This is a genomic window from Dokdonia sp. PRO95 (assembly GCF_000355805.1).
Lineage (GTDB): Bacteria > Bacteroidota > Bacteroidia > Flavobacteriales > Flavobacteriaceae > Dokdonia.
Window position 1 is genome coordinate 369,666 of sequence record NZ_CM001837.1, and the last position, 16,842, is coordinate 386,507.

The following is a 16,842-nucleotide window of genomic DNA, read 5'->3' on the forward strand; positions in this document are numbered from 1 at the left end:
TAACAAATATTCTGAGTAGCCAATAATCCCAACATATGCTCGCATTAAAATTTACGTGGAATCCAGTATCAGGACTAGATCTAGGCTTTATTACCATCCATTTTTATAGCTTAATGTTTGTAGTTGCATTCTCATTGGGTTTCTATTTAATGAAAAAAATGTTTCAGCGTGAGGATGTTGCTATTGAGAAACTAGACAGTTTATTTATTTATGCTGTAGTCTCTATTCTTTTAGGAGCACGACTAGGTCACGTTTTCTTTTATCAAACAGAATTACTTTGGGAAGACCCGCTTTCTGTGTTGTTACCATTTAGGTTTGTCCCAGAATTTGAGTTTACCGGTTTTAGAGGTCTTGCCAGTCATGGAGCCGCAATGGCCACCATTTTCGGGCTATACTTATATAACAAAAAAGTGTTGCACAAATCGGTTTTATGGATCTTAGATCGTGTAGTAATCACTTGTGCTTCTGGAGCTGTGTTTGTGCGCATAGGGAACTTTTTAAACTCAGAGATGGTGGGGAAGGTTACAGATGGTCCACTAGGCATACAGTTTGTGCAAGATGAGATTTCTGAGCGACGAGCAGTATCACTCACTAATATTCCTAATCCAGCACAAGCATATCAAGCGCTAACTAGCGACCCTCAATTTGCAGATATCATAAGCACTATACCGTTTAGATATCCTGGACAGCTCATGGAGGCTTTTGGGTATGTGTTTGTATTCCTTATCTTATTTATTCTATACTGGAAGACAGACGCCCGCAAGAAATCAGGATTTTTATTCGGTTTATTCTTATTACTACTCATGGGCGTGCGTTTTATAGTAGAAAACTTTAAACGTGAGCAGGTGGAGAATCGGGAAGATTGGATATTTAATTTGAACACAGGTCAGGTATTAAGTATTCCTTTTATACTAATAGGCCTATATTTTGTAATCACATCATTTACTAAAAAAACATCTTATGAAGCTTCGTAACGCTGCTTACATTTCGCTTTTCTCAATTCTTCTTACTGGAGTAAGTTGCAAAAATAATAACAACCCAGATAGCATAATCTCTGTTGAGAAACCGTCTTTTAAAAAAGAAGGAGAGCTTACACTTATAAAAGCTTCTGGACAAGTAATACGTACGATAGATATAGAAGTAGCAGACACTGCATACGAGCAAGAAGTAGATCTTAAAAATAGAGATAGACTTCTACCACATCAAGGAGTCCTTTTTCTATATCCACAAGAAGAATTAAGAGGATATTATATGACTGACATTAGATTCCCTCTAGATCTTATACACATAAACGCAGAGAATGTGATTGTGAGTTTTTCTGAAAACACTACACCGCTAGATGATAAGACATTCTTACCTTCACAAGTACCTTCGCAGCTAGTTTTAAAGATTAACGGTGGCCTATCTGAAGAGTGGGTTATTGAGGTAGGAGATCGGGTAGAATGGAAGCTTCTTTAATGAGCACAACCTCTCTAAACTTGAGAATCATCGACGTAACTCTTTTTTTTCAACTATTAAAACTACTTCTATAATCTTAAATAGATATTTTCAACACTGTAGTACTTTTATTTAATTCTGAAATATTTACAACACGAACAGTTTGCTTTTCCTTAGCAGTTCCAAAATCTTCAAAAACAGTTATTTTAAAAGTAATCCCTTTATTAGAATAGATTTTAGCACTCAAATTTTCTATATTAAATATCCACTGCCCTTTATCTGAAGCTGTCAGAAAATACTCTTCTACTCCAAACCCGTTCAATTCATCTAATTTTAGACGGTTTGCATCTGCCACCTTGGTATGTTCCCAAGTAAAATATCTTTTTTGAGGGTTAACAATTTGAAGATTAAATTGAGAGTCAAAATCATTCCATTGGAATACCACCCTTCTAAAGAGGATTTTAGTACCTACAAACTTCTTATCAACAAGATTTATATTTACTAAGCTTCCATTAACCGACAAAAAGGATTTAAATTCTGAAATAATAGCTTTCTCAAATCCTATTAATTGTGAAATTGGCTTATCTAAAAGAAAATTTTGACAAGATAAATACGCTTCAAATGCCCCATTAATGTTTCCGTTCTTTCTATACAAAAGAGCAACATCTCTATAGTTTTGTAAATGATTAGGATTGTCTTTAATTAATTTTGTATAAATATTAATTGCCTCATTCAAATAGCCCAAACTCTCATATTCATAAGCGATTGCCCTCAATGAAGCTGGATCTCCATTTGAAACCTCTAAACTATTTGATAAAACGCGTGCTGTAAGAAAATTGTTGCCCCAACCTGAAAAATAGCGTGCCGCATGAACATAAAATTGATAATTCTTTATATTATTTTCTCTTATTTTTAGATATAGACTATATGCTTCTTCAATATTTTGTGAAGGTTTGAGAGCTCTTGTCATTTCTGGCAGGTCACTATCCATTACATAAGCTTCGTTAGTGTATGTTGATGTAGTACCGAGGACAATAGCCTTCTTTCCAGTAGAGCTATTGATAGACCCCGTCTTAGTAGTTATTAATATAGCACCACTATTACCCTCTGACCCATATCTATTAGTTGCTGCAAGCCCTTTCAAAACACTTACGCTTTTGACGTTATTTGGATCAATAATATCTAAAGCGCCACCTCCTAAAATATTGCCAGAACTGTCTTTATTCAAATTACTCCTAGGCAGAGGAACTCCATCTATAACTAGTAATGGGTGGCTGTTTCCATTTATTGTATTCCACCCCCTAATAATTGTTGCTGATATATCATTATTAAAGCCTACCTCAACACCAGCAATTTTCCCTTTAATAGCTGTACCCAACCCTACATTGTTAGTAGATATTTCATCTTCATCCAGTGTTTTGACATCATACCCAAGCTTCCTTTTATCTATTGCCTTGTCACCCACTAGAACTATTTCTTCAATTTCTACCGATTTAGGTTTTCCAATTAAAAGCACCTCACGAAGAGTGTTTCCAGAAGAGCTTAGATCAAGAAGGGAATCAATCTGACTAATCGGCCTATCAAATGATTCAAAGCCCTTTGAAATAAATCGCAATGTATCATTTAATGCAACTCTTAACTCATAAATACCTTTTAGAGTGGTAAGTGTAGTCTCCCCTGTTGTCAAATTCATCACCTCAATATCACCTACAGGCCCATAATTTGAGACAACTTTACCTTTTACTTTTTCCCTAACAGTATTAGATATATCATTGAAGCTCTTATTGTTCGACACATCCGAAATAACAGTAATTGATGAACCTAACAGATTTTTAAAACCTTTTTTACAGAAGGGACTACTACAATATATAGTAGTAGGTTTTTTAAAATTAAGCTTTGATGGAAATAAGCTCTCAGCACCATCTGTAAATACTAATATTTCATCTGTTTCTATTTGTTGATCTAGAATTGATTGATATGAAGTTGACCCGTCGTAGATAACGTTTAAAAGAGATTTTCTTAACTCTGACCACTCTCCATTGGATATGTCAAAATATTCCTTAGATTGAATCTCATTGCTAAATACTAAAAGCTCAATATCAATATTTTTATTGTCAAGAAAATATTGTTGAAGGATTTCTATATTCTGAATTCTTTGCGTCTCACCAATAGACAAAGAGCTATCCCAGCAAATAGTGACTGATTCCCTTTCTTGAGAATTAAGCGAAAACACTAAGAATAAATAGAAAATAAAACTCACAATTGCCCTCATATCAATATTTTAACCAAATATACCTAATTAACAAAAAGAAATGGAACAACAAAAAACCCGCTTCTATTAAGAAGCGGGTTTTTATATATTGTAAAGTATAACTTATTTCTTAGCTAAGAAATCGCTTACTTGGTCTGGAGCCATTACTGCTTCCACAAATGTATAAGCTCCAGATTTTGGAGACTTTACCATTTTTATCGCTTTAGTTAAACGCTTTGATCCTGTCTGTAAAGATGCTACTGATTTCTTTGCCATAACTTATTTGATTTCTTTATGAACAGTCATCTTCTTCAATACGTTGTTGAATTTCTTCAACTCCATACGATCCGGTGTGTTCTTTTTGTTTTTAGTCGTGATATATCTTGACGTTCCTGGTTGACCAGTCGCTTTGTGCTCAGTGCACTCTAAGATTACCTGTACTCTATTCCCTTTCTTTGCCATCTCGGTGTTTCTTTATGGGATTATTTAGTTAAGAATCCGTTTGCGCGTGCCTCTTTAACAACCGCATCGATTCCTTTCTTATTGATATTTTTTAACGCAGACGTTGATACTTTCAACGTGATCCACTTATCTTCTGCTGGAAGGTAAAAACGTTTTTTCATAAGATTCACGTTAAATTTACGCTTCGTCTTATTCATCGCGTGGGAAACATTGTTTCCTACCATTGCTTTTTTACCTGTAAGCTCACAAACTCTAGACATTCCTAAAACTTTAAATAGTTATTTCAAAACAGGCTGCAAAAATACGTAATTTTATATCTCACTACAAAACTTATTTGTACTTTTTTTCCTGTTTCTTCAAGTGATTTTCACTTTTCTTTACTTCTACTCTTTTTTAAGCACTACGCAAGTACTAGAATAGCACTTTTTCGCGAAAGCATACTTTTAATATAATTTTTACTTAGAAAGTAACTCTTCCTTAAGTAACTCTAAGGCTTTATTTACAGCCTTGCCTATTACTCGTTCTCTGTGATTACCCATCATAAAATGATGCGCTGTCACGCCCTTCTCTGTAGCTATACCTATATAAACTGTCCCTACCTCTGCATCACTGTCGCCTTTTAATGGCCCTGCATTACCCGTGGTAGAAATACCTATATCAGACTTGTAAAGTTTTCTGGCATTTACGGCCATTTGCTCTGCTACCTGTGCGCTTACAACAGAATGTTTTTTGATAACTTCTGGATCTACACCCAAAATATCAACTTTAGACTGTGTAGCATATGTCACCAGACTTCCTTTTAGGTATCCTGAAGCACCACTGTGTGCTGTAAATCGCTCTACCATCTGCCCTCCTGTACAACTCTCTGCTATTGCGAGTGTTTTACCTTTTTCGACAAATAATCCCGCTACAACCTGCTCAAATTCACCATCACTTTCATATCCCACAAAAATATCGTCTATATACGGTAACAACTTATCTGCTTGTTCTTGCATAGCGGCCTCAACCACTTCCTTATATAAACCCGAGGTTGATAGGCGTAAACGTACTCTACCTAATGAAGGAAGGTAAGCTAGTTTAATTTCATCTGGCAGTTCATTCTCAAAAAGCTCTATCCTTTCGGCGATGGCACTTTCACCCATTCCGTAAGTTAAAAACGTTTTATGAAGTATGTAAGGGAGTTTAAACTGCTTTTGTAAACGTGGTAGCACTTCATTTTCCATAAGCCCCTTCATTTCATAAGGAACACCAGGCATAGAGACAAATATTGTATTATCATTCTCAATCCACATTCCCGGAGCAGTACCAAATTCATTTACTAACACCTCAGCCTTACTAGGCACCATAGCTTGTGTTTTATTTGCATCAAGCATTGGCTTTTTAATATATTCTTTAAAAAGATGCGCTACATGATCTAGCACTCCTTGATTAAGCACTAACTCATCATTAAAGTACTTACAAATTGTATGCTTTGTAATATCATCCTTAGTAGGACCTAGGCCGCCTGTAACAATTACAAGATCTGCTCTAGATTGGGCTGCGGCAAATGCCTCTAGTATATGACTCTCATCATCTTGGATAGAAGTAATCTGATAGATAGAAACTCCTATTTTATTAAGAGCTGAGGATATAAAAGCACTATTTGTATCTACAATCTGGCCTATGAGAATCTCATCGCCTATGGTTATAATTTCTGCGTTCATCTAGAAATCTTCTTGAAGCTCTGCAATTACGGTTCCTAAGGTAGACGTTATATCATCCAGCTTAGACTGTATTGCAGATGTAGGCTTGTTGCTATCGCTCCACTTCTCCATTGCCTTGATCTGATCCAGTAAATCGATCCCAAACATATCGAGATTAGGTTTCATTTTATGTGCAAATTGATAAGCCATCTTATGATTATTATTTTCGATAGCACTTTGCATAGACTCTAAATCTGGCGGAATTTCTTGTAAGAATGTCGCTACGATAACGCCTACAAAATCCTCATCACCACCAGCAATCTCTCTTACTTTTTCTAGATTATAATGTCTCAACATGTCTTATTTTACGTTTATAGAGAACATCTCTGTTTCTCCTATATACCCTTTTAATTTATCGTTTTCTTGTACTCGCGCAACTCCAGCCGGAGTACCCGTAAATATAACATCTCCTATCTTAAGTGTAAAATACTGAGACACATAACTTATTAATTCATCTATTTTCCATAGCATTTCACTAGTAGCACCTTCTTGAACTACATGACCGTTATTCTCTAAACGAAACGAAATATCATCTACAGAGTTAAAGTCTGACACAGGCAACCACTTAGGACTTATCACAGCAGCACCGTCAAAACCTTTTGCCTTTTCCCATGGCAATCCTTTTTCTTTGAGCTGTGCTTGCAAATCACGAGCCGTAAAGTCAATACCTAACCCTATCTCATCATAATAGCTACTAGCATATTTCTTATCTATATACTTCCCTATCTTCTTGATTTTTACAAGAATTTCCACCTCATGATGCACATCACTAGAAAATGGTGGTATCACAAAAGGATGTTTACTTAATAATATAGAAGAATCTGGTTTTAAAAAAACCACAGGATGTTCTGGGCGTTCATTCTCAAGCTCTGCTATATGCTTTGCATAATTACGACCTATACATATAAGTTTCATAAGCTATCCTTTAGTATTAAGTTTGCGCAGTTTTATTGCCGTCAGCACTTTCTTAGTGTAAAGGGGAAAATCTGCATTTTGAATCCAGCCAAAATATCCAGGTTCATTATCTAGCACCTCTTCTACTTTTTTTCCTTTGTGTTTTCCAAAGGTAAAGATCTCTATACCATCCTTATCATACCCTATAAATCCAGCAAAATCTGCTTGCTTTTTACGCGTACTAAAATCGCCTAAGAATTTCATATCATTCTCCAGCTCATCATATCTATCCAGCTGCGATTTTAACACTTCATAGGTAGCCCAAGTATCTGCAGAGGCGCTGTGCGCATTAGTAAGGTCCTTACCACAATAAAACTTATAAGCCGCCACAAGTGTGCGTTGCTCCATCTTGTGAAAAATATTCTGCACATCAATGGCATTGCGATTTTTCATATCAAAATCAATACCTGATCGCAGTAACTCTTCTACTAGTAATGGGATGTCAAATCTATTTGAATTAAATCCCGCGAGATCTGAATCTTTTATAATATCATAAACATCCTTTGCACGAGCCGCAAACGTAGGCTTATCTGCCACATCTGCATCACTTATTCCATGCACCGCAGTTGTTGCCGCAGGAATAGGCACAGTAGGATTTATACGTTCTGTAAACTCCTCTTCCCTCCCATCTGGAAAAACTTTAAGTATAGATATCTCAACAATTCTGTCTTTGGCTACATTAATTCCAGTAGTCTCAAGGTCAAAAAAGCAAATCGGTCTTGTAATTTTTAATTGCATAGCACAAAAATACTTGTTTCAAACTACAAAATTAACTCCCTCTTTCATTAAAAATTGGAGATTCTCTATCTTGGTACATCTTTTGATTTTAAGATAATTATGAAAAATAAACTTTTACTGTTAGCCTTTTTAATTTTCGCTTTCGCGAAAATGGGAACCGCACAAAACTCTCCTTTCACCACAGATGATGTCTCTGGTGTTTATAGTAAGGGGGTTGACACCACCTCAGAGAACGCTAAATTTGATACAAGTACAAAATTCACAAAATCAATTACCTTAGCACCCAACGGCAGATTTGAGTATCACAATTTTAGACAACTTAAAGGTCAAGAAGAAGAGCACTGGTGGGCACGCGGTAACTGGAAACTTGAGGGTAAAGTTGTTGTTTTTACAACTACCGAAGATGATATAAACGATCAATTTACAATTGATTTAAACAATACAAGAGCGCGCTTCTTTAAGAAGTCTCCTCGCAATAAATCGCCTAAAATTCAGCCTACATATATTCAGTTTTTCGAATCTGACTACTCACTCACTAAGAATTTAAAACTCCCTAAAACAGATGAATAGATTACAACTATTATTTTTTATAGCCTTGGTGTCAGGGTTTCAATTTTTCGCGAAAGCGCAACAAAACAACACACCTCCTGTCGAATTGATAGAAGATAAACAAGCCAAAAGATGGTTACTCTATGCTCAAAACAACACAGATGAAGAGCAAGAGGCTTTCCTAATCGTGCAGGGAGAAGGCTTTAGAAGAAGCGCAGATAGGCCTGTGATAAAAAAACTTCCTCCTAACTCAAAAGTCCTCATGATTACGCTTATCCCTCTCAAAGGAGTAGAGCCCACCTACACTAAGATTTTTACTTATGAGAACGAATTACAAGACATCTCTACCAGAAAAGGAGCAGACAAAGAGGAGTTTGTAAACATAAGACCCCTAAAGGATGATGAACTCACCATATTTACAGAGCCAGATTGCGAGAAATGTAAGTTGCTCACAGATTTTTTAAATAAAAATCATTACAAATACCGTGTGCTGGATGTAAGCACTAACAACAAGGTGAATGACTTTATGTTTGATCATCTCAAAAACTCAAGCTATAAAGGAGGGATTATAGATTTACCAGTAGTAATGTTTGAAGGAAGAAAGCACTGGAGCATTGTAGATATTAAAAACTTCATACGTGAGTACGACTGGAAAGGATTAAAAAAGAACTGATCCCGACAACTCAGATTTTAATAACTCCTATAGAACAAGAAAGGCGCAACTCACGTTGCGCCTTTGGCTTATATAAATTTAATCGCTTTACTTATACTTCGCGATTTACATCAAATCCTTCTAGATACTCAGCAACACGTTTTACAAACTGCCCGCCTAGCGCCCCATTTACCACACGGTGGTCATAAGAGTGTGAAAGGTACATTTTCATACGTATCCCGATAAAATCTCCATCTGGAGTTTCTATTACCGCAGGTACTTTACGTATTGCTCCTAGCGCAAGAATTGCAACTTGCGGCTGATTGATAATAGGAGTTCCCATGATAGACCCAAAGGTTCCTACGTTTGTTACCGTATAAGTTCCTCCAGCAGTATCATCTGGTTTTAATTTTCCATCTCTAGCACGCCCCGCAAGATCATTAACAGACTTTGCCATCCCTACGAGGTTAAGTTGGTCTGCATTTTTTATTACAGGTACTATGAGATTACCATCTGGTAAAGCGGCTGCCATACCTAGGTTTATATTTTTACGCTTTATGATTTTATCACCATCTACAGCAATGTTAATCATAGGGAAATCACGTATAGCTTTTGCTACAGCCTCCATAAATATAGGAGTAAAGGTTAAATTCTGACCTTCTTTTGCTTTAAAGCTATCCTTGTGCTTCTTTCTCCAGTTCCAGATGTTTGTTACATCTGCTTCAATAAAAGATTGAACGTGTGCACTTGTTTGTACAGATGCGACCATGTGATGCGATATGAGTTTACCCATACGTGTCATCTCTATAATCTCATCTTCACCATTCACACTTACTGGTGTAGCTTTTACTGCTGGAGCTGCCTTAGCAGCAGGTGCTTGTTTTTGTGCAGCTGGCTTAGCCGGAGCTGTACCACGAGTAGAAAGATATGTCAACATATCATCCTTAGTCACTCTACCATCTTTACCTGTCCCTGCAATGGCATCTAGCTCTGCTTGATCAATACCTTCTTCCTTTGCCATGTTACGCACCAGTGGTGAGTAAAAACGGTCTCCAGAACTTACAGGTGCAGCTACTGCGTCTTTTGCTGCAGTTACAGTTTGAGCGACTGCAGCAACTGCAACCTCTTCTTTTTTAGTTTCTTTTTGAGCAGGCGCTGGTGTAGCGTCACCGCTTCCTTCTCCTTCGGTTTCTATAATAGCAATAGTCTGCCCTACCTCAACAACATCATCTACTTCAAACAGTTTTTCTATTAAAACACCGTCTACTTCACTAGGAACTTCACTATCTACCTTATCTGTAGCGATCTCTAATACAGGCTCATCTGCCTCTATAGTATCTCCTACTTCTTTTAACCAAGTTGTAAGCGTTGCTTCTGCAACACTTTCTCCCATTTTTGGTAGCTTTAATTCAAATCTTGCCATATTCGTAAAATGTAGCTGTTTTTAATACTCGTTTTTGCAAAAATAGTAATTAAATCAATCCAATAGTGATTATAAACTATTAATCTCTATTAAACTCAATCACATCGCCCTTCCCTAGACTACTATTACTGCCTATTGCAAAAGTACCATTTTTAGGAATGATTTTATAGGTAGCACCACTACCTCGATATGTTATAATTTCCTTAATTATGTCACTATACGCCACATATGCCGCATCAAAAACAAGCTCTTGCCCTTCCTTAGGAACACACATATCACTGATAACTGTTACAGGTTTTGTTACCGCTTTCGCGAAAGCGTCACTCAAAAATGTATTATCTGTAAGCAGCACATATTCTTTTACGATACTCTCGCTATCAACCAGGTGAGACTGTAAATACTTTTTATAAAACCCAGCCTTAAACTTTGCTAAGCTCACACCAACATTTACAAGAACACCTTTGAACACATTATCGCCAAAGTGCTTTTTATAAAACAATTGCATCGCTCCATAAAAACACTTTCTATAATGCTCATCCCTTACTGTGCTCTCTCCTTTAAAATGTAGTATCGCCTCATCGCCTACGTAGTAATTGCCATAACCAGCCTTTGTTATGGTGTAAGACAAGTCTATATCTTCACCGAACATAAAATAGCGTTCATCAAAGCCCCCTACTTCTTTGTAGAGTTTGCAAGACATAAACATAAATGCCCCCACTAGAATAGAAACCTCACCCCTAGCATCACTAGCTATATGAGTGGCATAATAAGAAGATCCGTAACCCATCATCTTACTTAATGCAACTTTGAGAGTAGGAACATTGCGTTTACTTTCTGGTAGATAAACTCCTCTTCCATTTACAAGACGCACTCCTTGTGCTCCTTTATATTGATCTGAAGCTATTTCTAACAAACATGTAAACACACTTGAAGGCACCACCGTATCAGGGTTAAGAATACATATATGAGTTCCTTGCGCTATGTCAACCCCTTGATTATTTGCAGATGAAAAGCCAACATTATTGTCATTGGCAATAATCTTTACCTCAGGAAACTTCTCCTTGACCATTTGCACACTTCCATCTACAGAGGCATTATCAACCACTATAATCTCTGCATCAATTAAAGCTACAGCTTCCTGTACACTGTCTAGGCATAACTCTAGATAGTGCATGACATTATAACTTACAATGATTATGGATAGTTCCAAAAAGCTTAAAGGAATTTAATAAGTTTTACTATGTACAATCGATAGCTACATGGTTGAAAATTTATCAATTGACAATATATTAATTTAATTCTTTAAAGAATTTTCAAAAGGAATGCGATGTAAGATACTTCTACCTAGCGTTACCTCATCTGCATACTCAAGCTCATCACCTACAGATATACCGCGGGCAATGGTAGAGGTCTTAATATCATAGGCCTCAAGCTGTCTATAAATATAAAAGTTTGTAGTATCTCCTTCCATAGTAGAGCTCAATGCAAATATCACCTCCTTTAACTCTCCGCTTTTTGCTCTATCTATGAGTGAAAAGATATTTAAATCCTGAGGTCCTATACCATCCAGCGGACTGATTTTACCTCCTAGCACGTGGTATAACCCTCGATACTGACTGGTATTCTCTATCGCCATTACATCCCTTACGTCTTCTACCACACAAACTATGCTTTCATCCCTATTAGGATTTGAGCATATCTCGCATAATACCACATCTGAGATATTGTGACACTTTTTACAGAATTTAATAGTATCGCGCATTGTATTTAACGCTTCTGTAAGGTGGTGAGTTTGTATTTCTGGCTGGCGTAATAAGTGTAATACTAATCGTAATGCAGTACGCTTGCCTACTCCTGGGAGTTGAGACATTTCATAGACTGCATTTTCAAGAAGTTTTGAAGAGAATTCCATAGTTGTAAAGATAACTCTTTAGTAACGTTATGTAAAAATCTCTTAGATCATAGACGCTCTAATTCTTATCCTCCAGTAGCGGTACAAATCTAAATTCTCCGTATTCCTTTTTCTCAAAAGAAGTGGCAGAAGTTCGTACGTAGCGTTGCATAATTTGAGGATCATCACCTACAGGTATAATAAGTCTACCCCCTATCTTGAGTTGAGCGAGTAGCGGTTTTGGAACAAACGGAGCTCCAGCCGTCACTATAATACTATCAAAAGGTGCATAAGACGGTAATCCTTTGTACCCATCACCAAAACTTAAAAAACGAGGCCTATATCCTAGCTTAGTCAGAAACAACTTTGTTTTCTTATACAACTCTTGCTGGCGTTCTATGGAATATACTTTGGCTCCTAGTTCACAAAGCACAGCAGTTTGGTAACCACTTCCAGTCCCTATCTCAAGAACTTGGTCTCCCTTTTTAATTTCCATTAACTCACTTTGAAAAGCGACTGTATATGGTTGTGAGATGGTTTGATCTGCTGCGATAGGAAACGCTTTGTCTTGATATGCGTGATGCTCAAAACTACTATCCATAAAAAAATGACGCGGAATCTTCCCAATCGCTTTAAGAACAAGATCATTGGTGATTCCCTTATCTCTCAATATTTGAACAAGTTGGCGGCGTTTTCCTTGGTGGCGAGTAGTATCTTTCATGAATTACTAAATTAGAAGAAAAGTTGGAAATTTAACATATCTCTAGCTAAGATTTTACACCCATTTTAAAAAAATATTCTTTGAAGAAATGTGTATGCTCTCAAAAAGTATCTAAAACCTTATTTTTGTATAAAAATCAAACACTATGCTTAAAGCTGGCGTACTAGGTGCTGGACACTTAGGAAAAATACACTTAAAACTTCTTAAACTTTCTGAACACTACGATCTTGTAGGGTTTTATGACACCTCAAAAGAGGTTAGAGATGCCATCTCTCAAGAATTTGGCTACACTGCTTTTGAGACCGAAGAAGATTTAATCAACGCCTGTGATATGGTAGATGTAGTGACCCCTACTACCTTCCACTATGCAAGTGCCGAAAAAGTAATCAAAGCTGGCAAGCATCTCTTTATTGAGAAACCAATAACAACTACCGTTGATGAGGCAGAAAAACTACTCACACTTGCAAAAGAACACAACGTTCTAGGGCAAGTAGGTCATGTAGAGCGCTTCAATCCGGCATTTATGTCTGTGAGTCACTCCATAAAAAGCCCAATGTTTATCGAGGCACATAGACTTGCAGAATTTAATCCTAGAGGAACCGATGTACCTGTGGTATTAGACTTAATGATACATGACATTGATGCAATACTAAGTGTTGTAAATAGCCCTGTTAAAAGTGTAAACGCAAGTGGTGTATCTGTTATATCAGAAACTCCAGATATTGCAAATGCCCGTATTGAGTTTGAAAACGGATGCGTCGCAAACCTTACCGCGAGTCGTATCTCTATGAAAAACATGCGCAAAGCACGTTTCTTTCAGAAGGACGCATACATTTCGGTAGATTTTCTTGAGAAAAAAGTAGAGGTTGTAAAGATGAAAGATGCTCCAGAATCTCCAGATGATTTTGCAATGATTCTTCAGAATGCAGAAGGAATCAAGAAGCAAATTTATTTTGACAACCCAGATGTACCTAGTAATAACGCGATACTTGATGAGCTAGACGCTTTCGCGAAAGCAATAAAAGGAAACACTACCCCAATCGTATCATTGAAGGCTGGAACCGAAGCTTTACGAGTAGCAAAAATGATTATTGCAGATTTTTAAAACACAAATTCAAACACACAAATCCTTAAAAGAGGAAACACACTAAGCACTTCACTTATGAAAAACATAGCAGTTATAGGAGCAGGAACAATGGGTAACGGTATTGCACACACTTTTGCTCAAAGTGGTTACCAAGTTCAACTAGTAGATATCTCTCAAGATTCTCTAGACCGTGGGATTAGTACTATCTCAAAAAACCTAGATAGAATGGTTGCCAAAGAGCGTATTACCGCTATAGAAAAGCAGCAAACTCTTGACAACATCACAACGTACACAAACCTTGCAGAGGGTGTTAAGAACGCTGAGCTTGTAGTTGAAGCCGCTACCGAAAACGTAGATTTAAAATTAAAGATTTTTGAATCTCTAGATGAAGCCACAAGTGACTCATGCATACTTGCTACAAACACATCGTCTATTTCGATTACCCAGATTGCGGCTGTTACAGAACGTCCAGACCAAGTAATAGGAATGCACTTTATGAATCCTGTGCCTATCATGAAACTTGTAGAAATCATAAGAGGTTATAATACGAGTGACCTTACTACAAAGACCATCATGGAACTTTCTGAAAAGCTAGGTAAAGTACCAGTGGAGGTTAACGATTACCCAGGATTTGTAGCAAATCGCATCCTTATGCCTATGATTAATGAGGCTATAGAAACACTATACAACGGTGTGGCTGGTGTTTATGAAATAGACACAGTTATGAAACTAGGGATGGCACACCCTATGGGACCATTACAACTTGCAGATTTTATAGGTCTAGATGTTTGTCTATCAATCCTAGAGGTAATGCACGACGGCTTTAAAAATCCAAAATATGCACCTTGCCCGCTCTTAGTAAACATGGTGAGAGCTGGAAAATTAGGAGTGAAGTCTGGTGAAGGTTTTTACGACTATAAAGAAAGTCGCAAGGCAGAGAAAGTCGCAGCGATGTTTGCTTCATAATCTCAAAAAGACTCATAACTTGATAAAGGCGCAGATTACTGCGCCTTAACTACACATAACATGGCAAAAATTCTCCCATTCCGTGCGGTAAGACCTACTAGAGACAAAGTAGGGCTGGTTGCTACACGCGCCTACCAATTTTATGATCAAGTAGGACGCGACCACAGAATGGCACAAAATCCGTTCTCATTCTTACACATTATCAACCCAGGTTATAAATTTCAAAAAGAAATCACTGGGAAACAACGTTTTGAACTAGTGCGCAATCGCTATCAAGAATTTAAAGATGATGGTGTCTTTGTTAAGGAAGAGCAACCTGCATTTTATGTATATAGAATTGTAGATAGAGAAAAGAATACCTTTTGTGGTATTGTAGCTAGCGCTTCTGTAGAAGACTATGAGAAGGATATTATAAAAAAACACGAAGACACGCTAGAAGACCGCGAGACTCTTTTTACAGAATACCTAGACACTGTAGGCTTTAATGCAGAAGCTGTATTGCTCACTTATAAAAACTCTGATGAGATTGAGAGCATTCTTAACAATGCAATGAGTGATCGCGCCGAGTATGAATTTACAACCACTTATCGCGACACACATTACTTATGGCCAGTAACAGACACGGCGACTATAGAAAAGCTGCAACATGCTTTTGCTAGCATGGATAGTCTCTACATTGCAGATGGCCATCATAGATCTTCTTCCTCTGCCTTACTTTCTAAAAAACACATTAAAGATCAAGAAAGCTATCATTCATTCATGAGTTTCCTCATACCGGAATCGGAGTTACTCATTTATGAATTCAATAGACTTATAAAGGATCTTAACGGCCTGAGTAAAGAAGCTTTTTTAATAGCACTAGACAGCAAGTTTAGAATTGAGAATCGCGGCACCACTCCTTATAAACCATCAAAGAAACATCACTTTAACATGTATCTAGATGGTGAGTATTACAGCCTCTACTTAAGACATAGCTTGCGCACTTTTGACACTCCGCTAGATAGACTAGACACTCACATATTATATGAAACGGTACTTAAACCTATTTTAGGAATTATAGACTTGAGAAATGATGACCGCATAGTATATGTAGATGGAAGGCGTGATATCTCTAGCTTAACAGATCGTATAGATAGTAAAGAATATGCAGTGAGCTTTGGTATGCTCCCAGTAACTATCAATGAGCTAAAAGAAATAGCAGACGCTGGATTAAAAATGCCACCAAAAAGTACGTATATTGAACCTAAACTACGCAGCGGCGTAACCATTTACGAATTTTAATGAGTATAGCAGAAAATATCTTACGCTTTCGCGAAAACATTCCTTCACATGTTACTCTTGTAGCTGTTTCAAAAACAAAACCTGTTTCAGACCTTATGGAGGCGTATGAAACTGGCCAACGCATTTTTGGAGAGAATAAGATTCAAGAAATGACAGACAAGTGGGAAGAAATGCCCAAAGATATACAGTGGCACATGATAGGTCACGTTCAAACCAATAAAGTAAAATTTATGGCTCCATACGTGAGCCTTATACATGCTGTAGATCGTTTAAAACTTATAAAAGAAGTAAACAAACAAGCAGCAGCAAATAACCGAGTAATTGATATTCTTATTCAGATTAAGATTGCTCGTGAAGATTCAAAATTTGGTATGGCAGTACAGGATGCGGTCAAGCTTTTTGAAGAAAACACATTAGATAATTATCCGCATGTAAATGTTGTTGGACTGATGGGAATGGCAACTTTTACAGATAACCAAGATCAAATTGCAGCAGAGTTTGAGTTGCTAGAAGGATTATTTTTACGCTTTCGCGAAAGCGCAAATCTCACCATACTATCCTCAGGAATGAGTGGTGATTATAAACTCGCAATTGACAAAGGGAGCACTATGATTAGAGTAGGAAGCAGTATTTTTGGTGCTAGATAACTTTAATTACTCTGACTTATATTTAAAATAACGTGATTCCC

The 16,842-nt window shown here is 37.1% G+C and carries 20 protein-coding genes; 8 read left to right on the plus strand and 12 right to left on the minus strand.

Annotated features, from left to right (window positions below):
- Window positions 1-35 precede the first annotated feature (35 nt).
- Both lgt and D017_RS01465 read left to right on the plus strand, forming a co-directional pair.
- Window positions 36-974 (plus strand): prolipoprotein diacylglyceryl transferase, encoded by a 939-nt coding sequence (gene lgt, locus D017_RS01460; protein ID WP_035334270.1) that lies wholly within the window; start codon window positions 36-38, stop codon window positions 972-974.
- Window positions 961-1,458 carry a DUF192 domain-containing protein gene (locus D017_RS01465; protein ID WP_035334271.1) on the plus strand — a complete coding sequence of 166 codons (498 nt, stop codon included), beginning with the start codon at window positions 961-963 and terminating at the stop codon, window positions 1,456-1,458. The genes lgt and D017_RS01465 overlap by 14 nt, the downstream gene beginning before the upstream one ends.
- A 76-nt stretch (window positions 1,459-1,534) precedes the next feature.
- Here the strand turns inward: D017_RS01465 and D017_RS01470 are convergent, their stop codons facing one another.
- The 8 genes from D017_RS01470 to D017_RS01500 form a co-directional block, all read right to left on the minus strand.
- Window positions 1,535-3,709 (minus strand): TonB-dependent receptor plug domain-containing protein, encoded by a 2,175-nt coding sequence (locus tag D017_RS01470; protein ID WP_081804616.1) that lies wholly within the window; start codon window positions 3,707-3,709, stop codon window positions 1,535-1,537.
- A gap of 102 nt (window positions 3,710-3,811) precedes the next feature.
- Window positions 3,812-3,964, minus strand: a complete 153-nt coding sequence (locus D017_RS15155; RefSeq protein WP_013749889.1) for a DUF4295 domain-containing protein — start codon at window positions 3,962-3,964, stop codon at window positions 3,812-3,814.
- Between the two features lie 3 nt (window positions 3,965-3,967).
- The gene (gene rpmG / locus D017_RS01475) at window positions 3,968-4,150 is read right to left on the minus strand and encodes a 50S ribosomal protein L33 (protein ID WP_013749890.1); all 183 of its coding nucleotides are present in this window, start codon (window positions 4,148-4,150) and stop codon (window positions 3,968-3,970) included.
- A 20-nt stretch (window positions 4,151-4,170) separates the two neighbouring features.
- Window positions 4,171-4,410 carry a 50S ribosomal protein L28 gene (gene rpmB / locus D017_RS01480; protein WP_013749891.1) on the minus strand — a complete coding sequence of 80 codons (240 nt, stop codon included), beginning with the start codon at window positions 4,408-4,410 and terminating at the stop codon, window positions 4,171-4,173.
- Window positions 4,411-4,605: 195 nt separating this feature from the next.
- Entirely contained in the window at window positions 4,606-5,853 is a 1,248-nt protein-coding gene (locus D017_RS01485; protein WP_035334273.1) for a competence/damage-inducible protein A, read from the minus strand.
- Window positions 5,854-6,189, minus strand: a complete 336-nt coding sequence (locus tag D017_RS01490) for an Hpt domain-containing protein (RefSeq protein WP_035334274.1) — start codon at window positions 6,187-6,189, stop codon at window positions 5,854-5,856.
- Window positions 6,190-6,192: 3 nt separating this feature from the next.
- The gene (locus D017_RS01495) at window positions 6,193-6,807 is read right to left on the minus strand and encodes a fumarylacetoacetate hydrolase family protein (protein WP_035334275.1); all 615 of its coding nucleotides are present in this window, start codon (window positions 6,805-6,807) and stop codon (window positions 6,193-6,195) included.
- Between the two features lie 3 nt (window positions 6,808-6,810).
- On the minus strand, window positions 6,811-7,584 hold the full coding sequence (locus D017_RS01500; protein ID WP_035334276.1) for a 3'-5' exonuclease: 774 nt from the start codon (window positions 7,582-7,584) through the stop codon (window positions 6,811-6,813).
- Between the two features lie 99 nt (window positions 7,585-7,683).
- Here D017_RS01500 and D017_RS01505 point away from each other — a divergent pair, with 99 nt between their 5' ends.
- Complete coding sequence (locus D017_RS01505) at window positions 7,684-8,154, plus strand: hypothetical protein (protein WP_152023841.1); 471 nt, start codon at window positions 7,684-7,686, stop codon at window positions 8,152-8,154.
- The gene (locus D017_RS01510; RefSeq protein ID WP_051583767.1) at window positions 8,147-8,806 is read left to right on the plus strand and encodes a hypothetical protein; all 660 of its coding nucleotides are present in this window, start codon (window positions 8,147-8,149) and stop codon (window positions 8,804-8,806) included. The genes D017_RS01505 and D017_RS01510 overlap by 8 nt, the downstream gene beginning before the upstream one ends.
- A gap of 91 nt (window positions 8,807-8,897) precedes the next feature.
- On the opposite strand, the gene D017_RS01515 is transcribed toward D017_RS01510, so the two are convergent.
- From D017_RS01515 to D017_RS01530, 4 genes are all read right to left on the minus strand, one after another.
- Window positions 8,898-10,208: a dihydrolipoamide acetyltransferase family protein gene (locus D017_RS01515; protein WP_035334278.1), complete on the minus strand. Its 1,311-nt coding sequence runs from the start codon at window positions 10,206-10,208 to the stop codon at window positions 8,898-8,900.
- A gap of 79 nt (window positions 10,209-10,287) precedes the next feature.
- The gene (locus D017_RS01520) at window positions 10,288-11,418 is read right to left on the minus strand and encodes a glycosyltransferase family 2 protein (protein WP_035334279.1); all 1,131 of its coding nucleotides are present in this window, start codon (window positions 11,416-11,418) and stop codon (window positions 10,288-10,290) included.
- A gap of 84 nt (window positions 11,419-11,502) precedes the next feature.
- Window positions 11,503-12,120 carry a recombination mediator RecR gene (recR, locus tag D017_RS01525; protein WP_035334280.1) on the minus strand — a complete coding sequence of 206 codons (618 nt, stop codon included), beginning with the start codon at window positions 12,118-12,120 and terminating at the stop codon, window positions 11,503-11,505.
- A 58-nt stretch (window positions 12,121-12,178) separates the two neighbouring features.
- On the minus strand, window positions 12,179-12,820 hold the full coding sequence (locus D017_RS01530) for a protein-L-isoaspartate(D-aspartate) O-methyltransferase (protein WP_035334281.1): 642 nt from the start codon (window positions 12,818-12,820) through the stop codon (window positions 12,179-12,181).
- Window positions 12,821-12,965: 145 nt separating this feature from the next.
- Between D017_RS01530 and D017_RS01535 the strand changes: the two genes are divergently transcribed.
- The 4 genes from D017_RS01535 to D017_RS01550 are packed head-to-tail and all read left to right on the plus strand — an operon-like array spanning window position 12,966 to window position 16,801.
- Window positions 12,966-13,925, plus strand: coding sequence for a Gfo/Idh/MocA family oxidoreductase (locus tag D017_RS01535; RefSeq protein WP_035334282.1), 960 nt, complete (start codon window positions 12,966-12,968; stop codon window positions 13,923-13,925).
- A gap of 57 nt (window positions 13,926-13,982) precedes the next feature.
- Entirely contained in the window at window positions 13,983-14,873 is an 891-nt protein-coding gene (locus D017_RS01540) for a 3-hydroxybutyryl-CoA dehydrogenase (RefSeq protein ID WP_035334283.1), read from the plus strand.
- Window positions 14,874-14,933: 60 nt separating this feature from the next.
- Window positions 14,934-16,154, plus strand: coding sequence for a DUF1015 domain-containing protein (locus D017_RS01545; RefSeq protein ID WP_035334284.1), 1,221 nt, complete (start codon window positions 14,934-14,936; stop codon window positions 16,152-16,154).
- Complete coding sequence (locus D017_RS01550) at window positions 16,154-16,801, plus strand: YggS family pyridoxal phosphate-dependent enzyme (RefSeq protein ID WP_035334285.1); 648 nt, start codon at window positions 16,154-16,156, stop codon at window positions 16,799-16,801. The genes D017_RS01545 and D017_RS01550 overlap by 1 nt, the downstream gene beginning before the upstream one ends.
- The last annotated feature ends 41 nt before the right edge of the window (window positions 16,802-16,842 follow it).

Excerpts from the sequence above, each read along its gene's own strand:
- D017_RS01515 (WP_035334278.1), bottom strand. The coding sequence starts at position 10,208 with ATGGCAAGATTTGAATTAAAGCTACCAAAAATGGGAGAAAGTGTTGCA.
- D017_RS01500 (WP_035334276.1), bottom strand. The coding sequence starts at position 7,584 with ATGCAATTAAAAATTACAAGACCGATTTGCTTTTTTGACCTTGAGACT.
- D017_RS01490 (WP_035334274.1), bottom strand. The coding sequence starts at position 6,189 with ATGTTGAGACATTATAATCTAGAAAAAGTAAGAGAGATTGCTGGTGGT.
- lgt (WP_035334270.1), top strand. The coding sequence starts at position 36 with ATGCTCGCATTAAAATTTACGTGGAATCCAGTATCAGGACTAGATCTA.
- D017_RS01535 (WP_035334282.1), top strand. The coding sequence starts at position 12,966 with ATGCTTAAAGCTGGCGTACTAGGTGCTGGACACTTAGGAAAAATACAC.
- D017_RS01545 (WP_035334284.1), top strand. The coding sequence starts at position 14,934 with ATGGCAAAAATTCTCCCATTCCGTGCGGTAAGACCTACTAGAGACAAA.
- recR (WP_035334280.1), bottom strand. The coding sequence starts at position 12,120 with ATGGAATTCTCTTCAAAACTTCTTGAAAATGCAGTCTATGAAATGTCT.
- D017_RS15155 (WP_013749889.1), bottom strand. The coding sequence starts at position 3,964 with ATGGCAAAGAAATCAGTAGCATCTTTACAGACAGGATCAAAGCGTTTA.
- D017_RS01510 (WP_051583767.1), top strand. The coding sequence starts at position 8,147 with ATGAATAGATTACAACTATTATTTTTTATAGCCTTGGTGTCAGGGTTT.
- D017_RS01505 (WP_152023841.1), top strand. The coding sequence starts at position 7,684 with ATGAAAAATAAACTTTTACTGTTAGCCTTTTTAATTTTCGCTTTCGCG.
- rpmG (WP_013749890.1), bottom strand. The coding sequence starts at position 4,150 with ATGGCAAAGAAAGGGAATAGAGTACAGGTAATCTTAGAGTGCACTGAG.
- D017_RS01530 (WP_035334281.1), bottom strand. The coding sequence starts at position 12,820 with ATGAAAGATACTACTCGCCACCAAGGAAAACGCCGCCAACTTGTTCAA.
- D017_RS01470 (WP_081804616.1), bottom strand. The coding sequence starts at position 3,709 with ATGAGGGCAATTGTGAGTTTTATTTTCTATTTATTCTTAGTGTTTTCG.
- rpmB (WP_013749891.1), bottom strand. The coding sequence starts at position 4,410 with ATGTCTAGAGTTTGTGAGCTTACAGGTAAAAAAGCAATGGTAGGAAAC.
- D017_RS01465 (WP_035334271.1), top strand. The coding sequence starts at position 961 with ATGAAGCTTCGTAACGCTGCTTACATTTCGCTTTTCTCAATTCTTCTT.
- D017_RS01485 (WP_035334273.1), bottom strand. The coding sequence starts at position 5,853 with ATGAACGCAGAAATTATAACCATAGGCGATGAGATTCTCATAGGCCAG.
- D017_RS01540 (WP_035334283.1), top strand. The coding sequence starts at position 13,983 with ATGAAAAACATAGCAGTTATAGGAGCAGGAACAATGGGTAACGGTATT.
- D017_RS01495 (WP_035334275.1), bottom strand. The coding sequence starts at position 6,807 with ATGAAACTTATATGTATAGGTCGTAATTATGCAAAGCATATAGCAGAG.
- D017_RS01550 (WP_035334285.1), top strand. The coding sequence starts at position 16,154 with ATGAGTATAGCAGAAAATATCTTACGCTTTCGCGAAAACATTCCTTCA.